This is a genomic window from Prauserella flavalba, from assembly GCF_003202235.1.
Classification (GTDB): domain Bacteria; phylum Actinomycetota; class Actinomycetes; order Mycobacteriales; family Pseudonocardiaceae; genus Prauserella_A; species Prauserella_A flavalba.
Genome location: NZ_MASU01000011.1, coordinates 131,797 through 149,707, shown reverse-complemented (window position 1 = coordinate 149,707; position 17,911 = coordinate 131,797). Strand labels below are relative to the sequence as shown.

Sequence of the window (17,911 nt, the reverse complement as noted above, 5' to 3'; positions counted from 1 at the left end):
CTGCCCCGTCCTCCCCTTCCCGCAGCTCAACCCCGTGGACGACCAGCCAGCAGCTCCATAAACAGCGACTACGCGCAGATCTCAATCAGCGGCCAGAGCGTCCAGAACGACGGGGCGGCCACTCCTCGAAAGCCACCCAATGGCAAGGAATCATCAGCCACACCCCGCCGCCCTGGGCATCCAGAACATCCCGTTCTGAACATCAACAAGCTTATGGAGGGAATCATGGCAGGTAGCAGGCGCGTCGCCGCGCTGGACGTGATCCGGGGCATCGCGATACTCGGCACACTGGGCACAAACATCTGGATCTTCACCGATCCACTGGGGGCGGCGGGGTTTCTCACCACCCCGGCGCCGGACTCGGTCGCCGGGTTCGCCGAGACCGTGCTGCGCTTTCTCACCAACGGCAAGTTCCTGGCACTGCTGTCGCTGCTGTTCGGGATCGGGCTCGAACTGCAGTACCGCGCCGCCGTGCGGCGCGGCAGGCGCTGGCCCGGCTGGTACCTGTGGCGTTCGGCCCTGCTGCTCGTCGAGGGTCTCCTGCACTACGTCCTCATCTTCGAGTTCGACGTCCTCATGTACTACGCGGTGGTGTCGGTGCTCGTGGCGTTTCTCGTCGGCCGCAGCGAGCGGGTGCAGCGCGGCTGGCTCATCGGGGCGGCCGCACTGCACGTCACCGTCGTCGGCCTGCTCACGGCGGTTCTCGTGCTCTCCGACGCGACGGTCTCCGGCGGTGCCGCCGCGAGCACCGACAGCTGGCGGGAGCAGGTGGGCACCCGGCTCACCGAGTTCGGCGCGTACCGCGCCGAGGCGTTGTTCGCGATCCCGCTCAGCACGGTCCTGTTCCTGGCCGGGGTGCGGCTGTGGCGGGCGGGCGCGCTCACGGCGGCGGGGCGCGTGGCGCAGGTACGCCTGATGCGGATCGGCCTCGGAATCGGCGTCCCGCTGAACCTGCTCACCTCGTTCGCCGGGCAGGAGTGGTTCCTGGCCGACCGCTACCTCGCGGCTCCGCTCGTCGCGTTCGGCCTCCTCGGCCTGGTGCCGTGGCTGTTGCATCGGATGCGGGAGGAGGCCGGACCGCTGCGGTGTGGGCTGACGGCTGTGGGGCGCTCGGCGCTGTCATGCTACGTCGGGCAGAACCTCGTGTGCTCGATTCTGTGCTATGGCTGGGGATTCGGCCTTGCGGCCGCGTTCGCCGACGCCCGCCCGTGGTGGATCGTCGCGCTCTTCGCCTGCGTGTGCGCGCTGCTGCTGCTCCTGGCGTCGTGGTGGCTGTCCCGGTTCTCGCGTGGCCCGCTGGAGCAGGTGTGGCACTGGGCTTATCAGGCGCCGCAACGATCCCGCGAGCGCGTCGACGCAACAGCGCCCTAACCGCGCGGCAATTCCGTCGTCACGGCACGGTGAAAGGTTGCCGGCCATGACGATCTCGGGCATCGGACGCAGGAGGCTCTTGCAGGCCGCGACGGGCATCACCGCCGTCGCAGCGACGACGGCGTTGCCGGGAGCACCGGCGCTCGCAGGGCAACTCGGCGGGGCCGTCGTCCTCCAGCCGCACACCGGTCGCACGCGGGGGCGGTACCTACCCGCGACGCCAGACACCGTGTCGTGGGGCAGGCTGCCCAACCGCGACACCCGGCCCGCGCTCGTGGTGGACTCGGGTTCGGTGCTCACCATCGACACGATCTCCCACGAGGGCCTGCTGGAGGACCAGGGCAAGGACCCGCTGGCGTACTTCACCGACCACGGCATGCGGCCCTCCCAGGTGCTCACCGACGCGATCGACGTCGCGGCGAAGGTCGAGCACGACGGACCGGGCCCGCACGTCGTGACGGGGCCGATCGCGGTGCGCGGCGCCGAGCCGGGGCACACGCTGAAGATCGAGGTGCTCGACCTTCAGCTGCGCGTGCCCTACGGCGTGGTGTCGAACCGGCACGGCAAGGGCGCGCTCCCCGGCGAGTACCCGGAGCGGTGGAAGGACAGGCCCGAGCTCGCGAAGTACTTCAACTCCGGCGGCAACATCAGCGTGTTCACCGGGGTCGCCCGTAGGGGCCGCGACCTCGTGGGCGTGCTGCCCGGCGGTGCGGCGAGGTTCCCGCTCGCGCCGTTCCTCGGGCTCATGGGCGTGGCTCGCGACACCTCGGCACTGGTCAACTCCGTGCCGCCCACCGACGCGGGCGGCAACATCGACATCAACGACCTGCGGGTGGGCAGCACCCTGTACCTGCCGGTGCGCGTGGCCGGCGGGATGTTCTTCACCGGCGACCCGCACATGGCACAGGGCGACGGAGAGGTGGCGCTCACCGCGATGGAGGGCTCGCTGCGCGCCACGGTGCGCCTCACCACGATCCCGCCGGCCGGGCGGGCACCGAAACTCGCGTTCGACGAACCGTTCGCGGAGAACGCCGAGCACTGGATCCCGATCGGACTGTCCGATGCGGACGGACCGGAGAACGGCCAGGAGACGAGCCTCGACGTCGCCATGAAGCGGGCCGTGCGCAGCGCGCTGCGGTTTCTCACCGAGGAGCGAGGCATGCCGGAGCCGGTCGCCTATGCCTACCTGAGCGCGGCGGCGGACTTCCAGGTATCCCAGGTCGTCGACATCACCACCGGCATCCACGGCCTGATCCGCAAGTCCGACTTCCACTCATGACCCGACCGCAGTGAAGGCCACCTTGCCTGCGTTGAACGCAGGCAAGGTGGCCTTCACTGCAGTAGGCGAGGGTGGCTCAGGCGAGGGTCTGCGCCAGCTCCTCGGCGATCTCGTACGTGTTCAGGGCGGCACCCTTGCGCAGGTTGTCGCCGCACACGAAGAAGTCGAGCGTGTTCGGGAAGTCCAGCGCCTGCCGAACCCGGCCGACGTAGGTCGGGTCGCCGCCCACCACGTCGGCGGGCGACGGGAACTGGCCCTTCTCCGGGTCGTCGACGAGCACGATCGAGGGCTGCTGCTCGAACACCTTGTGCGCGGCCTCGACGGTGACCTCACGGGAGAACGTGGCGTGCACCGCCAGCGAATGCGTGGTCACCACGGGCACACGCACGCACGTCGCCGACACCTTCAGGTCCGGGATGCCGAGGATTTTGCGCGACTCGTTGCGCACCTTCAGCTCCTCGGAGAACCAGCCGTCGCCCTTGTACGAGCCCGCGGACGGGATCACGTTGAGCGCCAACGGGGTTCCGGCGAACGGGGTGTCCGACAGGGACAGTCCAGCGGACTCGAGCGCCGCGCGGACGTCGCCCGCCTTCGAACCGAGGCCCTTGCCCGCGACGGCCTCCAGCTCGGCGTAGAGCCGGTCGATGCCGCCCTGGCCCGCGCCCGACGCGGCCTGGTACGACGCGACCACCAGCTCGGTGAGCCCGAACTCGCGGTGCAGCGCACCCAGCGCGGCCATCATCGACAGCGTGGTGCAGTTGGGGTTGGCGATGATCCCCTTGGGCCGCTGGGCGACCTTGTCCGCGTTGACCTCGGGCACCACGAGCGGCACCTCGTCGTCCATGCGGAACGCGCCGGAGTTGTCCACCGCCACGGCGCCGCGCGCGGCGGCCACCGGGGCCCATTCCGCGGAGACCTCGTCGGGCACGTCGAACATCGCGACGTCGACGCCGTCGAACGCCTCGGGCTTCAGCTCGACGACCGTCAGCTCCTCACCGCGCACCACGATCTTCTTGCCCGCCGACCGCGCGGAGGCGATCAGCCGGATCTCACCCCACGGCACGCTCTCGCGCCCGTTGATGATGTCGATCATGACAGTGCCGACCGCTCCGGTCGCGCCGACCAGAGCCAGCGTGGGGCCCTGTGCAGTCATCTAGCGTCCACTCCCTGCGTAAACGACGGCCTCTTCGTCGCCGCCGAGCTCGAATGCCTCGTGAATCGCGCGCACCGCGTCGTCGAGCTGCGCGTCCCTGATCAACACCGAGATCCGGATCTCCGAGGTGTTGATGATCTCGATGTTGACGCCCGACTTGGCGAGCGCCTCGCAGAACGTCGCCGTGACACCGGGGTGCGAGCGCATGCCCGCGCCGACGAGCGAGACCTTGCCGACGTGGTCGTCGTAGAGCACGGCCGAGAAGTCCAGCTCCGCCTTGATCTTCTCGAGCTCGCTCACGGCCTTCGGGCCGTTCGCCTTCGACAGCGTGAAGGTGATGTCCGTGCGGCCGGTGGTGTTGGAGATGTTCTGCAGCACCATGTCGATGTCGATCTCCGCGTCCGCAACGGTGCGGAAGATCCTCGCCGCCGCACCCGCGTGGTCCGGGACCCCGGTGACCGTGATCTTGGCCTCCGAGCGGTCGTGGGCCACACCGGTGATCAACGCTTGTTCCACGGGGAGCTCCTCAATCGAACCGGCCACGGTCGTGCCCGGCTTGTCACTGTAGGAAGAACGGACCCGGATCGGCACGCCGTAGCGGCGGGCGTACTCCACCGAGCGCAGATGCAGGATCTTCGAGCCGCTCGCGGCGAGCTCGAGCATCTCCTCGTACGGCACCGTGTCGAGCTTGCGTGCGTTCGGCACGATCCGCGGGTCGGCGGTGTACACACCGTCCACATCGGAGTAGATCTCGCACACGTCGGCGTTCAGCGCGGCGGCGAGCGCCACCGCGGTGGTGTCCGAGCCACCCCGACCGAGCGTGGTGATGTCCTTGGTGTCCTGGGAGACGCCCTGGAACCCGGCCACCAGTGCGATGTAGCCCTGCTCCAGCGCGTCCGTCACGCGACTGGGCGTGACATCGATGATGCGTGCGTTGCCGTGCACCGACGTGGTGACGACACCCGCCTGCGAACCGGTGAACGACCACGCCTCGGCGCCGTGCGCCGAGATCGCCATCGCGACAAGCGCGTTGGAGATCCGCTCTCCCGCCGTGAGCAGCATGTCCATCTCGCGTTCCGGGGGAACCGGGTTCACCTGTTCCGCGAGATCGAGCAGTTCGTCGGTGGTGTCACCCATCGCCGAGCACACCACCACGACCTCGTTGCCCGCCTTCTTGGTGGCAACGATCCGCTCGGCAACGCGCTTGATCCGGTCTGCGCTCTCCAACGACGAACCGCCGTACTTCTGGACCACGAGCGCCACTTGCCGAACCTCCTCGCCGGAGCGAGCACACCTCACGGTTCTGTTGCGAAGGGCCCGCTCCATACCTTCGGGACAGCGTACCGGGGGTGTGCACCGAGGACATCTCGCTTTGTGGCCCCGGCCACTCGCCGGGCGCCGCGCGTGCTACGGCGCTGACCTACAGTGAGCCCATGAGTGACAAGGAAGCCGAGACGAGCGCCCCGGTGCACGAGCTGATCGCGCGCCGCTGGAGCCCGAGGGCGCTCGACGACATGGCCGATGTCACAGCCGACCAACTCCGGGCGCTGCTGGAGGCCGCGCGGTGGGCGCCGTCGTTCGGCAACACCCAGCCGGCGAGGTTCCTCGTCGGCAGGCGGGGCGAGGACACCTACGACCGCATCCTCGGCACGCTCACGCACCGCAACCAGTCCTGGGCGCACCGCGCGGGCGCGCTGCTCGTGGTGCTCGCGCTGACCCGCAACGAGAAGGGTGAGATCCCCTACGCCGAGTACGGCGCCGGACTCTCGGCGGAGAACCTCGTGCTGCAGGCCGTGGCCGAGGGGCTCGTCGCGCACCAGATGGCGGGCTTCGACCACGAGGCCGTGAGCCGCGAGTTCGAGCTGCCCGGCGACGTCCGCCCGCTCGTCGCCATCGCCGTCGGTGGTCTCGCCGAGCCCGAGGTGCTCGGCGAGGAGCGCGACATCGCCAGGGAGAGCGCCCCGCGCAAACGCGTGCCCCTCGAGGACTTCGCCTTCACGGGCAGCTGGGGCACCCCCGCGTTCTAGGTCCAGTTGATCGTGCCCTGCGGCCCGAGAAACGTCCGGAGGTGCCGGTCCTCGGTGCGACCGTGCAGGGGGAACTCGAACGTCGATCCGTCGGGCCAGGTGATGGTCCGCCCACGGAGGTCGACCTCCGGCGCCTGCGGCCGCCGGGCCTGCCACAGGATCCGCGGCGGCGGCGCGTCGGCGGGATCGGTGAAGGTCGATCCGGTGTCCACGATCGCCAGCGACGAGGGCGAACAGGCCAGCCACGGTCCCTTCGCCCCGCGGAGCCGGTCCACCAGGTCGAGCACCATCGCGTTCTCGGGACCCTTCACCTGCGCGACGCGCTCGGTCGAGGCCTTGCCACCCGCCGAGTTGTGCGCCAGGTAGAGGACGTAGCCCACCGCGGTGCCGATGCCGCGCACGATGTTCCAGAAGAAGCGCCGGATCAGCTTCTTGCCCTTGACCGTGCCATCCAGGCGCCTGCCGGGAACGTCGAACGCGAGCGTGTTGTCGCTCAGCCGCAGCACGATCACCGGCTCACCCCACTGCCCGCGAAGCAGCTCCTCGATCCGTTCGCGGAAACCGGGGCGGACCAGCGTCCTGTCGCGCTTCGCGTCGAGCCGCTCCTCGTGAGCGAAGATTTTCTCCGCCGCCCCCCGCCTCGCCTCGGTGGGTGTCTGGGCGATCAGCTCCTCCGGCGTGCCGGTTAGATGTCCAGGTTCCCTCGGGTCTCCTGCGCGCTCTGATCCCCGCCGATCTCGCTCTTGTCGAACCACGGCTCGTCCCCTCCAACGCTGACGTCTTCCGTGCCCTCGCCGTAGGCCGTCCGGCCCGCCGCGACACCGGCTTTGGCTCCGGCACCGGCGAGCAGGGGACCAGCCCCGACAGAGGTTCCGAACATCGTGGAGAGCACCCGGTTGCTCGGGGTGAGCGCGGCGCCGGCCGTGTCCTCCAGCACGTCGAGGCCGAACCTCGACTCACCCGCGAAGCGGCCGATGCGGAACTTCCTGGTCATCTCCATGACCTTCGTCGAGTACTTCGCCAGGAAGTCGATGAAGGTGTCGAGCAGCTTGCCGAACTTGCCGAGGTAGCCGGTGACCTTCTTGAGCACGCTGGCGGCCTTGGCGATGGAGGCGGTCATCGCGGCGGCGACCGAGCTGCCGAAGCTGATCACCGACGCGGCCAGCGCGGGCAGCCAGATGGTGATCAGCCACGACACGAGCTCGGTGATGATCGCCTTGATCACCTCTTCGATGACCTGCATGACCATCGACCACATCTGCAGCACCTCGGCGACCGAGCCGGCCGCCGAGCCGATGCCTCGGATGCCGGAGGAGAAGTCGCCGAGCGCCTCCTTCGCGGCGTTGCCCGCCTCGTCCACCCACTCGGCCAGCGCGGTGTCGCCCGCCTGCTCGAAGTCGTCGGCGAGCGCGACGAAGCCCTGCGCGATGGTGACGAAATTGTCGGACGCGTGCCCGATGGCCGGGCCGTCGCCGGTGACCTGGTGCAGCGCGTCCTGAAGCGGCTGGACCAGCTCGAGCAGCATGTTGAGCCCGTGGCCGACCAGCCAGCCGATGGGGTCCATGGCGAAGGTGACGATGTCGCCGGCCGCGGCGCCGACGAAGGCCGCGCCGTCGCCGACGAGCGCCGCTCCCGCGGAGGCCAGCTCCTGCGGGTTGTCCGCCTGTGCCGCCTGCTGGGCGTGCGCGGCGATCGACTTGCCGGAGTCGTAGACGGTGCCGACCACCGGCACGTGCCCCACCGCGCGGTCGATGTTCGCGCCCGTGCTCTCGTCGTACGCCTGGACGTTCAGCGTGTCGGCGATGCTCTCGCGTTCGGTCACGAGCCCTGCCCTCCCGCCGCGTCGATCTGCGCCTGGTGCCGGCCGAAGGTGATCTTCCCGGCGTCCTCGGCGTCCTGGTACATCTCCGCGGCCTTGTTCAGCTTGGTGATGAAGCCGTCCACGCCGTCCTTCATGTCGTCCAGCAGCGAGCGCAGCTCGGCGAGGCGGTCGGTGTAGCCCTGCTTGGCGAAGATCCCGATGACGCCCCAGGCCTCGTTGGTCACGTCGGCGGCGTCGATGAGGTTGCCGAACTTGTCGGCCTCGCCCTCGTAGTGCGGGAGCTGCCGGGCGTAGGCGGAGATCGCCTCGATGTTGGTCTGTATGCCGTCGGGCATCGGGCCCCCTCGGTCGGGATCGGTCAGCGCAGGATCGAGCCTTGGTCGAAGTAGTCGTCGTTGTCGTCGTCCGCCGGACCGGACCGCCGCGTCGACGGCGGCTCCTGCCGCGGCGACTGTTGCTGCGACGCAGGTTCTTCCTCCGGGGTTCCGAACGCCTCGGCCTGTGCCTGCCGGACCTGCTCCGAGGTGTTGACGCCGAACGTGTCCCCGAACGCGTCGTCCACGATGCCGGCCTGCCGCCGGACGGCACCCGCGACCGCCTGGCGCATCGTGCTCATGATCGTCGCCGAGAGCTGCCCGGCGTCCTGCCGCAAGGCGCCGGGGGTGAGCCGCAGGTCGGTGACGGTCCCGCCGGCGCCGGCGACCACGGTGACGGTGCCGTCCGGTGAGGTCGCGGTGCTCTCGATCTCCGCGATGCGCTCCTGCATCTCGCCTACGCCGGCGAAGTCGGCCTCCGCCTGCCGGATCTTGCTCCGGAAACTCTCGAACTGGGCGATCAGCTGATCCATGTGGGCGGACATCGATTACCCCCGTGCGGCGCGGCTCGGCGTCATTCGGGCGAATGCGCCGCCCGATTATGACAAAGCCACGCGGGCTCGGACCGGCCTTTCACTCAGGAGGCGCCGCCCACCCTGCGGATGATGCGGGCCACGATCGAGGACACCACGAGCCAGAAGATCGCGGCGATGCCGTAGTTCACCAGCACCGCGAGCTTCGGGTCGTCTGGCGTGAAGAGGTCCTTGAAGCCCAGGGAGAGTCCCTCGGACCAGTCGGCGACCCACGACACGATGCCGTTGTCCGGGTTGGCCTCGCCGATCACGAAGATCACGTGCAGGACGAGTACGAGCGCGAACAGCAGGCCGACCCAGCGGACCACGCCGGCCAGTAGGCCGACGACCTGGTCGCGGACCGCCTTCCAGTCCGTCTTGCGCTTCGGCGCAGGCTCCTGCTCGTCGGCGGAGTTGCGGAAGGTCGACACGGAAGGGCTGGGCGGGAGCGCCTGCGTCGCATCGGCGTCACTGCCCTGCTCTTTCCTCTCGGCGTGCTCAGCCATGCCCCGCAGTTTCCCACGGCTCCCGGCGAAAAGCTACGCGCCAGTAACCCACTGGAAGGGGACGGGCGATAACGGTTCGGCCTCGCCCCGCCTTTTCAACGCGATCACGCCGTGGTTAAGCTGGCCGACGTGGCACGTGCTCTCCTGCTTCGCTGCCGCGACGGGGCCTGATCAGACCGGCTCCCCGTCGCGGGGCTCCGTGGTGCCGCCGGTCGTAACCGAGCCCACAACCGAGCAGGAGCATTTCCAGACATGAGCACCCCCGAACCTTCGGTAACGCCCGCCAGCCGCATCCGCACCCCGTCCCGGCCCGCGCCCGGTGACCAGCCGGTGTGGAACACCCAGCGCGGCTCGTCGATGCCGGTCCACCGCTACCAGCCGTGGTACCGCCTGGTCGAGGACATCCAGCTGCCCGACCGCACGTGGCCGGACAAGCGCATCGAACGCGCCCCGCTGTGGTGCGCCGTCGACCTGCGCGACGGCAACCAGGCCCTGATCGACCCGATGTCGCCCGCCCGCAAACGCAAGTTCTTCGACCTGCTGGTGCGCATGGGCTTCAAGGAGATCGAGGTCGGCTTCCCCGCCGCGAGCCAGACCGACTTCGACTTCGTCCGCGAGATCATCGAGGACGGCGCGATCCCGGACGACGTCCGCATCCAGGTGCTGACGCAGTGCCGCCCCGAGCTGATCGAGCGCACCTTCGCCTCGCTGGAGGGCGCGCCGAGGGCGATCGTGCACATCTACAACTCGACGTCGATCCTGCAGCGCCGGGTCGTGTTCCGCGAGGAGCGCGAGGGCATCAAGAAGATCGCGCTGCAGGCCGCCGACCTGGTGGTCGAGTACGCCTCGAAGTACTCCGACACCGACTTCCGGTTCCAGTACTCGCCCGAGTCGTACACCGGCACGGAGCTGTCCTACGCGGCCGAGGTGTGCAACGCCGTCTCCGACATCTGGCAGCCGACGCCGGAGCGGCCGGTGATCATGAACCTGCCCGCGACCGTGGAGATGGCGACCCCGAACGTCTACGCCGACTCCATCGAGTGGATGAACCGCAACCTGGACCGCCGCGACGGCGTGATCCTCTCGCTGCACCCGCACAACGACCGGGGCACCGGCATCGCCGCCGCCGAGCTCGGCTACCAGGCCGGCGCCGACCGCATCGAGGGCTGCCTGTTCGGCAACGGTGAGCGCACCGGCAACGTCGACCTGGTGGCGCTGGGCATGAACCTGTTCAGCCAGGGCATCGACCCGCAGATCGACTTCTCCGACATGGACGAGATCAAGCGGACCGTCGAGTACTGCAACCAGCTGCCGGTGCCCGAGCGCAGCCCGTGGGCGGGCGATCTGGTGTTCACCGCGTTCTCCGGCTCCCATCAGGACGCGATCAACAAGGGCTTCGACGCGCTGAACGCCGCGGCGGGCAAGGCGGGCGTGCCGGTGGAGGACTTCCCGTGGGAAGTCCCGTACCTGCCGATCGACCCGAAGGACATCGGCCGCACCTACGAGGCCGTGATCCGCGTGAACTCGCAGTCCGGCAAGGGCGGCATCGCCTACATCATGAAGACCGAGCACCAGCTGGACCTGCCACGCAGGCTGCAGATCGAGTTCTCGCAGACCATCCAGCGGCACACCGACTCCGAGGGCGGCGAGGTGGACCCGGAGACGATGTGGAGCGCGTTCTCCGCCGAGTACCTCGAGCCGAAGACGCCGCTGGAGCTGGTGCGCCAGCACGTGACCGCCAACGGTGAGTACGACCTCACCGCCACGGTCCGCGTCGACGGCGAGGAGCAGGAGATCACCGGGCGTGGCAACGGCCCGATCGCGGCGTTCTTCGACGCGCTGAGCACGGTGGGCTACGACCTGCGGCTCATGGACTACAGCGAGCACACGCTCACGCCGGGCGACGACGCGAAGGCCGCCTCGTACATCGAGTGCGCCATCGACGACAAGGTGTACTGGGGCGTCGGCATCGACCCGTCGATCGTCACCGCCTCCCTGCGTGCCGTCGTCTCCGCGGTGAACCGAGCGCACCGCTGACCTTTTCGGCCACCGGCCCCCAAGGCCACCTTTGTTGCGCTCAACGCAGCAAAGGTGGCCTTCGGTGCATCCGGCAACAGGGGAGCAAGGGAGCTTTGCTCTCGTTTTGCGGGAGTAAAGCTCCCTTGCTCACCTCTGGAGGCAACGCTGAGGGGTTCTCAGACTGACCTGCGTTGAGCGGTACGTGGACGTCTCGACGCTCTCGCTGCTCGCGCTGTTCGTCATCGCGGCGGTGCCGCTGGCCCCGACCGAGGTGACGCTGATCGGCATGGGCGTCGTCGCCGCGGCGCAGGACGGTCCGATCGCGCCGATCATCCTCGTCGCCTCCGCGGGCTGCCTGCTCTGCGACTACCTGCTCTACGTCACCGGCAGGCGGGGTGGGTCGCGCGCGCTGGCCCGCGTGCGCAGGCGGCGCAGCGCCGACGCGACCGTCCGCTGGCTCACGACCCGGCTGGAACGGCGGCCCGTCGCCGTGCTCGTGATCGCGCGCTGGCTGCCCGCGGGCGGCACGGCGGGCTCGCTGCTCGCCGGATCGCTGCGCTGGCCGCGCGCGGTGTTTCTCGCCGCGTCCCTCATCGGCGTGACCCTCTGGTCCACCTACGCCGTCCTGCTCGGCTACCTCGGCGGCACGATGGTCGACGAGTCGTTCGTGAGCCTGCTGCTGTCGCTCGGCGTCGCCGTCGTGCTCGCCGCACTGGTCGCCACGGTGTGGCGGCGCCGGACCGGGCATGATCTGGACTATGCGCGCGGAACGTCTGGTGGCCCTGCTGTTCACCCTGCAGAGCAGGCGTAGCGCCACCGTCGCCGAACTCGCCGAGGCACTCGGCGTCTCCGAACGAACCATGCACCGCGACATCGCCACGCTGCAGGCGTCGGGGGTTCCGCTGTGGACCGAGCCCGGCCGCTACGGCGGGGTGCGCCTCGTCGAGGGCTGGCGGACCAGGCTCGACGGCCTCACCTCCCGCGAAGCGGCGGCGATCTTCGCGATGGGCGTGCCCCGAGCGCTCGCCGAACTCGGCCTCGGCACCGCCGTCTCGGCGGCGCACGCGAAGGTGTCGGCGACACTGCCCGCCCCGCTGCGGGAACAGGCCCAGCACCTCGCACAGCGGTTCCACCTCGACGCACCGGGCTGGTTCCGCGAGGAGGACGACGCCGAGCACCTCGCGACGATCGCGCAGGCCGTGTGGGAACAGCGCAGGACCAGAGTCAGTTACCGGCGCGGCGACGAGGTGATCGAACGGGTGCTGGACCCGCTCGGCCTCGTGCTCAAGGCGGGCGTCTGGTACCTCGTCGCCAGGGTCGGCGACGCCGTCCGCACCTACCGCGTCAGCCGGGTGGCCGAGTCGGAGCCGCTGGACGAGAAGTTCGAGCGGCCTGCCGACTTCGACCTCGCCGGCTGGTGGCAGCGGTCGTCAGCGGAGTTCGAGCGTTCGCTGCGGCGGCAACGCGTGCGGGTGCGGTTGAGCAGGGGTGGGCGGCGCGCGCTGCCGCGGTGCGTCGAGCCCGATGTAGCCCTCACCGCGCTGGAGGCCGCGGGGCCTCCCGACGCCGACGGCTGGACCGAGGTGGAGCTTCCGCTGGAGGAGGGCGACATCGCGGCCGGGCAGCTGCTCGGCCTCGGTACCGGGGTGGAGGTGCTGGAACCACCCGCCGTGCGGGCGGCGTTCGCCGACGCCGCACAGCGGATGGCCGACCGTCACCGGTAGCTGGTGGCGTCCGCGGCCTTGCCGGGGTCCTGCACCTCGTCGATGTAGCGCCAGGCGTCGGGCCTGCTGCCGTCGACGTCGTCGACGTCGTAGATCTTCGCGAGCTGCCCGCTGTTGAGCGTCTGCCCCGTGAAACGGTGCCGGTCCGGGTCGGCGGCCAGCTCGGCGACCGCCCGGCCGACGAAGACGGGCGACTCGGAGATGCAGAAATGCGGCTCCCTCACCAGTGCGTCCCGCCAGTTCTCCTCGGTGACGCCGTAGTGCTCGAGCATGGCCTCCGACCGCAACCAGCCCGGCGTCATGGCGACCGCGGTGCAGCCGTGCTCACGCAGCTCGTGCGCCTCGGCCAGCGCGACGTGGTGAGCGGCGGCCTTCGCGACGTAGAACCCGAGCGACGTGCCCACCCGGAACTTGGCGTTGTACTCCGCCGTGCCGTCGGTCATCTCCACCACCAGGCCGCCCGGCCGGCGGATCACCAGCGGGAGGAGGTGGTGGCTGGTGATCACGTGTGCGTCGATGCCGAGGCGGATCATGCGCAGGGTGCCGTCGAGCGGCAGCTCCCACACCGGCTTGCCCCACCCGATGTACTCGTCGCCGCCCCAGATGCCGTCCACCAGGATGTCGATCCGGCCGTGCTCGCGGTCGATGCGCTCGGCGAGCGCGGCGACCTGCGCTGAGTCGAGGTGGTCCACCCGCACGGCGGCCCCTTCGCCGCCCGCGTCGGCGATCTTCCCGACGGTGCCCTCGATGGTCTCCGGCCGGTCCACTTCGGACCGCTCCTGTCCCGACGTCCTCCCCGTGACGTAGACGAACGCACCGCGCCTGCCCAGCTCGATCGCGATCCCCCTGCTCGCCCCGCGGGTTCCTCCCGCGACGACGGCCACCTTCCCTGCCAGTTCGTTACCCATGCATCCGACGATGCCGCCGAACCCTGTCAGTTCCCGTCATGGTTGGACCCGCTTTGTGCGCGAGTCGTACGCCCAGGGCCGCGAGTCGTACGCTCCAGCACGCGAGTTGTGCACTCGGGCACGCGAGTCGTGCACTCAGGCGCGCGAGTCGTACGCCCAGGGCCGCGAGTCGTACGCTCCAGCACGCGAGTCGTGCCCTCAGGCACGCGAGTCCCCCGCTCCGGTCGGAGACTTCCCTGTCCGGAACGCACAACTCAGCGTCGGGAACGCACAACTCAGCGTCGGGAACGCACGACTCGCGAGCGGGAACGCACGACTCGCGTCAGGTGGGTGGGTCGGCTCCCACCTGGGCGGCTTCGGCGCGCAGGGCGTCGAGGACCGCCGTCACGGCGGGACGCCGGGTGCCCGCTCGCAACACCGCCTCCACCACCCGCGCGGCGCGGATCCCCGCCAAGGGCCTGCGCAGCACCCGGCGGGTGTCCATCGTGTACCTCGGCAACAGGGCTATGCCGTGGCCGGAGGCGACGAGGGCCTCGGTGATGCGGAAGTCGTTGAAGCGGTGGGCCACTCGCGGTCGGACGCCCGTTCGCGTCGCCAGCGAGAGCAGGACGTCGTCGACGGGGAACCCCACGTCGACGCTGATCCACCGCTCCGTCGCCAGATCGGTCAGCTCGACGTGCGCCCGGTCGCCGAGCGGATGCCCCGGCGGCAGCGCCACGTCGAGGGGCTCCCTCAGCAGCGGCACCACGTCGATGCGCTCACCGGCGAACGGCGGCGCGTGCTCGTCACGATGGGTCACCACCACGTCATGGTCGGCGAGCAGCCCCGGCACCTCCGGAGGCGTCATGTCGACGTCGCGAACGTCCACGTCGAGGCCGTCGCGCGCGGCGAACCGCGGCAGCAGCCCCGGCAGCAACAGCAGCCCCGCCGAAGGGAAGATCGCCAGCCGCACGCGGCCCCTCGGCGAGCGCCGGTAGGCGTCCAGCTCGGCCTCCGCGCGGTCCAGCGCGGAGAGCACCTCGTCGGCCCTCGCCACGAGCGCCCTGCCGGCGTCGGTGAGCCGCAGCCCCCGCCCCGCGGGCTCGGTCAGCGCGAGCCCCACCTCCGCCTGCAGCGCCCGCAGCTGCTGCGACACCGCCGACGGCGTGCAGTGCAGCGCGCGTGCGGCCGCGGTCACACTGCCCCGGTCGGCGAACTCCCGCAGTGTCCGCAGTCTGCCCAGGTCCACCACCTTAGTGAAGCACAGCTACAAGGTCATTGAACACAAACTCGCTGGTCCTTCATTGTTAGCAGGCGCAAGCTTGGAGAGTGCCTGGTCGTGACCGCTTTCTCGCCGCGTTCACCGCCCTGCTCTGGGGCTGCAACTTCCTCGCGATCCACGCCACCCTCACGCACTTCCCGCCGCTGTTCGCCGGCGCACTGCGGTTCGTGGTGATCGCGATCCCGACGATGCTGCTCGTACCGTGGCCGAAGGTGAAGTTGCGCTGGCTGATCGGCTACGGCATCGGCTTCGGCACCCTCCAGTTCGCGTTCCTCTTCGTGGGCATGAAGGCGGGTATGCCGACCGGCCTCGCGTCGCTGGTGCTCCAGGCTTCGGCGCCGTTCACGGTGCTGCTCAGCGCCGTCTTCCTGCGGGAGCGCCTCACCGCGTGGCAGGTCGCCGGGATCGTGCTCGCCGTCGCCGGGATGAGCGCCATCGGCTGGCAGCGCGCCGAGTACGCCGCGCTCCTGCCGCTGCTGCTCACCCTGCTCGGTGCACTGAGCTGGGCCTGCGGGAACCTGTGCCTGCGCAAGGCCGAGCCGCAGCACCCGCTGCGCTTCACGCTGTGGATGTCGGTGGTGCCGCCGCTGCCCATGTGGGGTCTTTCGCTGATCTTCGAGGGACCCGCCGCGCAGTGGCAGAGCCTGAGCACGTTCCACCTGCCCGCGCTGGCCGGGATGGCCTATACCGCCGTGCTCGGCACCGTAGTGGGCTCCGGCATCTGGAGCGCCCTCATGCGCCGCAACCCGGCCAGCACGGTCGCGCCGTTCTCCATGCTCGTGCCCGTCGTCGGGCTGACGCTCGCGTTCCTGCTGCTCGATGAGCGCCCGACCGTGGTCGAGATCGTCGCGAGCGCCGTGGTGGTCGGCGGCGTCCTGCTCGGCTCGGTACGCCGCCGCAGGCGTCAGGACACGACGATGTCGGGCTGCACCACCTCGGGTTCCACCTCGTGCGGCGAGATCCGCCCGGCGAGGATGTCCTCCGCGTAGTGGCAGGCGACGCGGTGGCCCTCGCCGATCTCCCGCAGCGCGGGCCGGTCGGTGTCGCACAGCGTCTCCTGCCGCCACGGGCAGCGCGTGTGGAACCGGCACCCACTCGGCGGCGCGGCGGGTGAGGGCAGGTCGCCGGCGAGCAGGATCTGCTCGCGGTTGTCCTCCACCACCGGGTCCGGCACCGGGATCGCCGAGAGCAACGCCTTCGTGTACGGGTGCAGCGGCTCCTGGTACAGCTCGTCGGAGCTCGCCTCCTCGACCAGCGAGCCGAGGTACATCACGCCGATCCGGTCGGAGATGTGCCGCACCACCGCGAGGTCGTGGGCGATCACGAGGTAGGTGAGGCCGAACTCGTCCTGCAGTTCCTCCAGCAGGTTGAGCACCTGCGCCTGCACCGAGACGTCTAGCGCCGACACCGGCTCGTCGGCCACGATCAGGTCCGGCTCCACCGCGAGCGCCCTCGCGATGCCGATGCGCTGGCGCTGCCCGCCGGAGAACTCGTGCGGGTACTTGCGCAGCGCGTTCTCGGGCAGGCCCACCGCGGCGAGCAGCTCCTTGAGCCGCTGGTGGGTCTGTTGCTTGCCCTTGTCGAGTCCGTGTGCGCGCATGCCCTCGACGAGCAGCGACTCCACCGACTGCCGCGGGTCCAAACTGGACAGCGGGTCCTGGAACACCATCTGCATCCGACGGCGTATGGTCCGCAGCTGCTCGCCCTTGAGCGTGGAGAGGTCGGTGCCGTCGAACACGACCCGCCCGCCCGTTGGCTCCACGAGCCGCAGCAGGCCCCGCCCGAGCGTGGTCTTGCCGCACCCTGACTCGCCGACGAGGCCGTAGGTCGCGCCCCGTTCGATCCGCAGGTCCACGCCGTCGACGGCGTAGACGTAGCCGATGGTGCGGTCGAGCACGATCCCCCGCTTGATCGGGAAGTGGATCTTGAGGTCCTCGATCGTGACCAGCGCGTCGCTCATCGTGCTCCCTCCGCGGCCAGCGGCGCGACCTCCACCGGGTTGTGGCAGCGCAGCATGCCGCCACGGTCCTCGACCAGCTCCGGCGGATCGGTCCAGCACTGCTCCAGCTGGTTGGGACACCTCGGGGCGAACGCGCACCCGCGCGACCACGCGATGTTGTCCACAACGGACCCCCGGATCGGCACGAGCTTCTCGCCGCGCGGCGCATCGAGCCGCGGAATGGAGGCCAGCAGACCGTGCGTGTACGGGTGCCTCGGCTCAGCGAAGAGCGCGTGCCGCTGCGCGCGCTCCACGATCCGGCCGCCGTACATCACGTTCACCTCGTCGCAGAGCCCGGCGACCACGCCGAGGTCGTGCGTGATCATGATGAGCGCCGTGTCGGTGCCCGACACCAGCTCCGCGAGCAGGCTCAGGATCTGGGCCTGGATGGTCACGTCGAGCGCGGTCGTCGGCTCGTCCGCGATGAGCAGCCTCGGCCTGCACGCGAGTGCGATGGCGATCAGCGCACGCTGGCGCATGCCGCCGGAGAGCTGGTGCGGGTACTCGTCGAGCCGCCGGTTCGGGTCGGGAATGCCGACCCGGTTGAGCAGCTCCGCGGCCTCCGCATTGGCGTCCTTGCGCGACAGCTTCCGGTGCCGCTCCAGCACTTCCGCGATCTGCACGCCGATGGGAACCACGGGGTTGAGCGACGACAGCGGGTCCTGGAAGACCATGCCGAGGTCCCGCCCCCGCCGCTCGTCGAGCTGCCGCTGGGACAGGCCGAGCAGCTCCTTGCCCTCGAACGTCACCGAGCCCGACACCTCGGCGCCCCGCGACGGCAGCAGGCCCATGATCGCCAGCGACGTCACCGACTTGCCGCAGCCCGACTCGCCGACCAGGCCCACCGTCTGGCCCGGCTCGACGTCGAAGCTGATGTTGTCGACCGCGATGGTCGGCTCCTCGCCCCTGCGGCGGAACACCACCGAGAGGTCACGCACTTCCAGCAGAGCCATTCC

Annotated in this window: 18 protein-coding genes; 7 read left to right on the top strand and 11 right to left on the bottom strand. The window is 70.1% G+C overall.

What is annotated here, in order from left to right; translation table 11 throughout:
- The first annotated feature begins 225 nt into the window (after positions 1-225).
- Together BA062_RS25140 and BA062_RS25135 are read left to right on the top strand one after the other, a co-directional pair.
- Positions 226-1,371, top strand: coding sequence for a DUF418 domain-containing protein (locus BA062_RS25140; RefSeq protein WP_110340871.1), 1,146 nt, complete (start codon positions 226-228; stop codon positions 1,369-1,371).
- 46 nt (positions 1,372-1,417) lie between these two features.
- Positions 1,418-2,650: an acetamidase/formamidase family protein gene (locus BA062_RS25135; RefSeq protein WP_110340869.1), complete on the top strand. Its 1,233-nt coding sequence runs from the start codon at positions 1,418-1,420 to the stop codon at positions 2,648-2,650.
- A gap of 76 nt (positions 2,651-2,726) precedes the next feature.
- Here BA062_RS25135 and BA062_RS25130 read toward each other — a convergent pair whose 3' ends face one another.
- Together BA062_RS25130 and BA062_RS25125 are read right to left on the bottom strand one after the other, a co-directional pair.
- Positions 2,727-3,803, bottom strand: a complete 1,077-nt coding sequence (locus BA062_RS25130) for an aspartate-semialdehyde dehydrogenase (protein WP_110340867.1) — start codon at positions 3,801-3,803, stop codon at positions 2,727-2,729.
- On the bottom strand, positions 3,804-5,066 hold the full coding sequence (locus BA062_RS25125; RefSeq protein WP_110340865.1) for an aspartate kinase: 1,263 nt from the start codon (positions 5,064-5,066) through the stop codon (positions 3,804-3,806).
- A 170-nt stretch (positions 5,067-5,236) separates the two neighbouring features.
- Here BA062_RS25125 and BA062_RS25120 point away from each other — a divergent pair, with 170 nt between their 5' ends.
- Positions 5,237-5,830 carry a nitroreductase family protein gene (locus BA062_RS25120; protein WP_110340863.1) on the top strand — a complete coding sequence of 198 codons (594 nt, stop codon included), beginning with the start codon at positions 5,237-5,239 and terminating at the stop codon, positions 5,828-5,830.
- Here BA062_RS25120 and BA062_RS25115 read toward each other — a convergent pair.
- From BA062_RS25115 to BA062_RS25095, 5 genes are all read right to left on the bottom strand, one after another.
- Positions 5,827-6,585 carry a hypothetical protein gene (locus BA062_RS25115; protein ID WP_342768953.1) on the bottom strand — a complete coding sequence of 253 codons (759 nt, stop codon included), beginning with the start codon at positions 6,583-6,585 and terminating at the stop codon, positions 5,827-5,829. The genes BA062_RS25120 and BA062_RS25115 overlap by 4 nt on opposite strands.
- Complete coding sequence (locus tag BA062_RS25110; protein WP_110340861.1) at positions 6,516-7,652, bottom strand: hypothetical protein; 1,137 nt, start codon at positions 7,650-7,652, stop codon at positions 6,516-6,518. The genes BA062_RS25115 and BA062_RS25110 overlap by 70 nt, the downstream gene beginning before the upstream one ends.
- Complete coding sequence (locus BA062_RS25105; RefSeq protein WP_110340859.1) at positions 7,649-7,987, bottom strand: hypothetical protein; 339 nt, start codon at positions 7,985-7,987, stop codon at positions 7,649-7,651. The genes BA062_RS25110 and BA062_RS25105 overlap by 4 nt, the downstream gene beginning before the upstream one ends.
- Positions 7,988-8,010: 23 nt before the next feature.
- A complete protein-coding gene (locus tag BA062_RS25100; RefSeq protein ID WP_110340857.1) occupies positions 8,011-8,511 on the bottom strand; it encodes a YbaB/EbfC family nucleoid-associated protein in 501 nt (166 codons plus the stop codon).
- 92 nt (positions 8,512-8,603) lie between these two features.
- Positions 8,604-9,044, bottom strand: coding sequence for a hypothetical protein (locus BA062_RS25095; protein ID WP_210406986.1), 441 nt, complete (start codon positions 9,042-9,044; stop codon positions 8,604-8,606).
- 252 nt (positions 9,045-9,296) lie between these two features.
- On the opposite strand from BA062_RS25095, the gene leuA reads away from it, so the two are divergent.
- From leuA to BA062_RS25080, 3 genes are all read left to right on the top strand, one after another.
- Positions 9,297-11,081, top strand: coding sequence for a 2-isopropylmalate synthase (gene leuA, locus BA062_RS25090; protein ID WP_110340855.1), 1,785 nt, complete (start codon positions 9,297-9,299; stop codon positions 11,079-11,081).
- Positions 11,082-11,265: 184 nt separating this feature from the next.
- Complete coding sequence (locus BA062_RS25085) at positions 11,266-11,874, top strand: DedA family protein (protein WP_110340853.1); 609 nt, start codon at positions 11,266-11,268, stop codon at positions 11,872-11,874.
- Positions 11,822-12,787 (top strand): helix-turn-helix transcriptional regulator, encoded by a 966-nt coding sequence (locus BA062_RS25080; RefSeq protein WP_110340851.1) that lies wholly within the window; start codon positions 11,822-11,824, stop codon positions 12,785-12,787. Before BA062_RS25085 ends, BA062_RS25080 begins: the two co-directional genes overlap by 53 nt.
- Here the strand turns inward: BA062_RS25080 and BA062_RS25075 are convergent.
- Positions 12,778-13,695, bottom strand: coding sequence for an SDR family oxidoreductase (locus tag BA062_RS25075; protein ID WP_110340849.1), 918 nt, complete (start codon positions 13,693-13,695; stop codon positions 12,778-12,780). The genes BA062_RS25080 and BA062_RS25075 overlap by 10 nt on opposite strands.
- 322 nt (positions 13,696-14,017) lie before the next feature.
- Entirely contained in the window at positions 14,018-14,923 is a 906-nt protein-coding gene (locus BA062_RS25070) for a LysR family transcriptional regulator (RefSeq protein WP_110340848.1), read from the bottom strand.
- An 80-nt stretch (positions 14,924-15,003) separates the two neighbouring features.
- On the opposite strand from BA062_RS25070, the gene BA062_RS25065 reads away from it, so the two are divergent.
- A complete protein-coding gene (locus BA062_RS25065) occupies positions 15,004-15,945 on the top strand; it encodes an EamA family transporter (RefSeq protein WP_110340846.1) in 942 nt (313 codons plus the stop codon).
- Here BA062_RS25065 and BA062_RS25060 read toward each other — a convergent pair.
- A complete protein-coding gene (locus tag BA062_RS25060) occupies positions 15,861-16,916 on the bottom strand; it encodes an ABC transporter ATP-binding protein (protein WP_110340844.1) in 1,056 nt (351 codons plus the stop codon). The genes BA062_RS25065 and BA062_RS25060 overlap by 85 nt on opposite strands.
- Positions 16,913-17,908 carry an ABC transporter ATP-binding protein gene (locus BA062_RS25055; RefSeq protein WP_110340842.1) on the bottom strand — a complete coding sequence of 332 codons (996 nt, stop codon included), beginning with the start codon at positions 17,906-17,908 and terminating at the stop codon, positions 16,913-16,915. Before BA062_RS25055 ends, BA062_RS25060 begins: the two co-directional genes overlap by 4 nt.
- Positions 17,909-17,911 lie beyond the last annotated feature (3 nt).

What these genes read in the sequence shown, in the direction of transcription:
- BA062_RS25140 (WP_110340871.1), top strand. Translation starts at nt 226, where the DNA reads ATGGCAGGTAGCAGGCGCGTCGCCGCGCTGGACGTGATCCGGGGCATC.
- BA062_RS25135 (WP_110340869.1), top strand. Translation starts at nt 1,418, where the DNA reads ATGACGATCTCGGGCATCGGACGCAGGAGGCTCTTGCAGGCCGCGACG.
- BA062_RS25130 (WP_110340867.1), bottom strand. Translation starts at nt 3,803, where the DNA reads ATGACTGCACAGGGCCCCACGCTGGCTCTGGTCGGCGCGACCGGAGCG.
- BA062_RS25120 (WP_110340863.1), top strand. Translation starts at nt 5,237, where the DNA reads ATGAGTGACAAGGAAGCCGAGACGAGCGCCCCGGTGCACGAGCTGATC.
- BA062_RS25105 (WP_110340859.1), bottom strand. Translation starts at nt 7,987, where the DNA reads ATGCCCGACGGCATACAGACCAACATCGAGGCGATCTCCGCCTACGCC.
- BA062_RS25100 (WP_110340857.1), bottom strand. Translation starts at nt 8,511, where the DNA reads ATGTCCGCCCACATGGATCAGCTGATCGCCCAGTTCGAGAGTTTCCGG.
- BA062_RS25095 (WP_210406986.1), bottom strand. Translation starts at nt 9,044, where the DNA reads ATGGCTGAGCACGCCGAGAGGAAAGAGCAGGGCAGTGACGCCGATGCG.
- leuA (WP_110340855.1), top strand. Translation starts at nt 9,297, where the DNA reads ATGAGCACCCCCGAACCTTCGGTAACGCCCGCCAGCCGCATCCGCACC.
- BA062_RS25080 (WP_110340851.1), top strand. Translation starts at nt 11,822, where the DNA reads ATGCGCGCGGAACGTCTGGTGGCCCTGCTGTTCACCCTGCAGAGCAGG.
- BA062_RS25075 (WP_110340849.1), bottom strand. Translation starts at nt 13,695, where the DNA reads ATGGGTAACGAACTGGCAGGGAAGGTGGCCGTCGTCGCGGGAGGAACC.
- BA062_RS25060 (WP_110340844.1), bottom strand. Translation starts at nt 16,916, where the DNA reads ATGAGCGACGCGCTGGTCACGATCGAGGACCTCAAGATCCACTTCCCG.
- BA062_RS25055 (WP_110340842.1), bottom strand. Translation starts at nt 17,908, where the DNA reads ATGGCTCTGCTGGAAGTGCGTGACCTCTCGGTGGTGTTCCGCCGCAGG.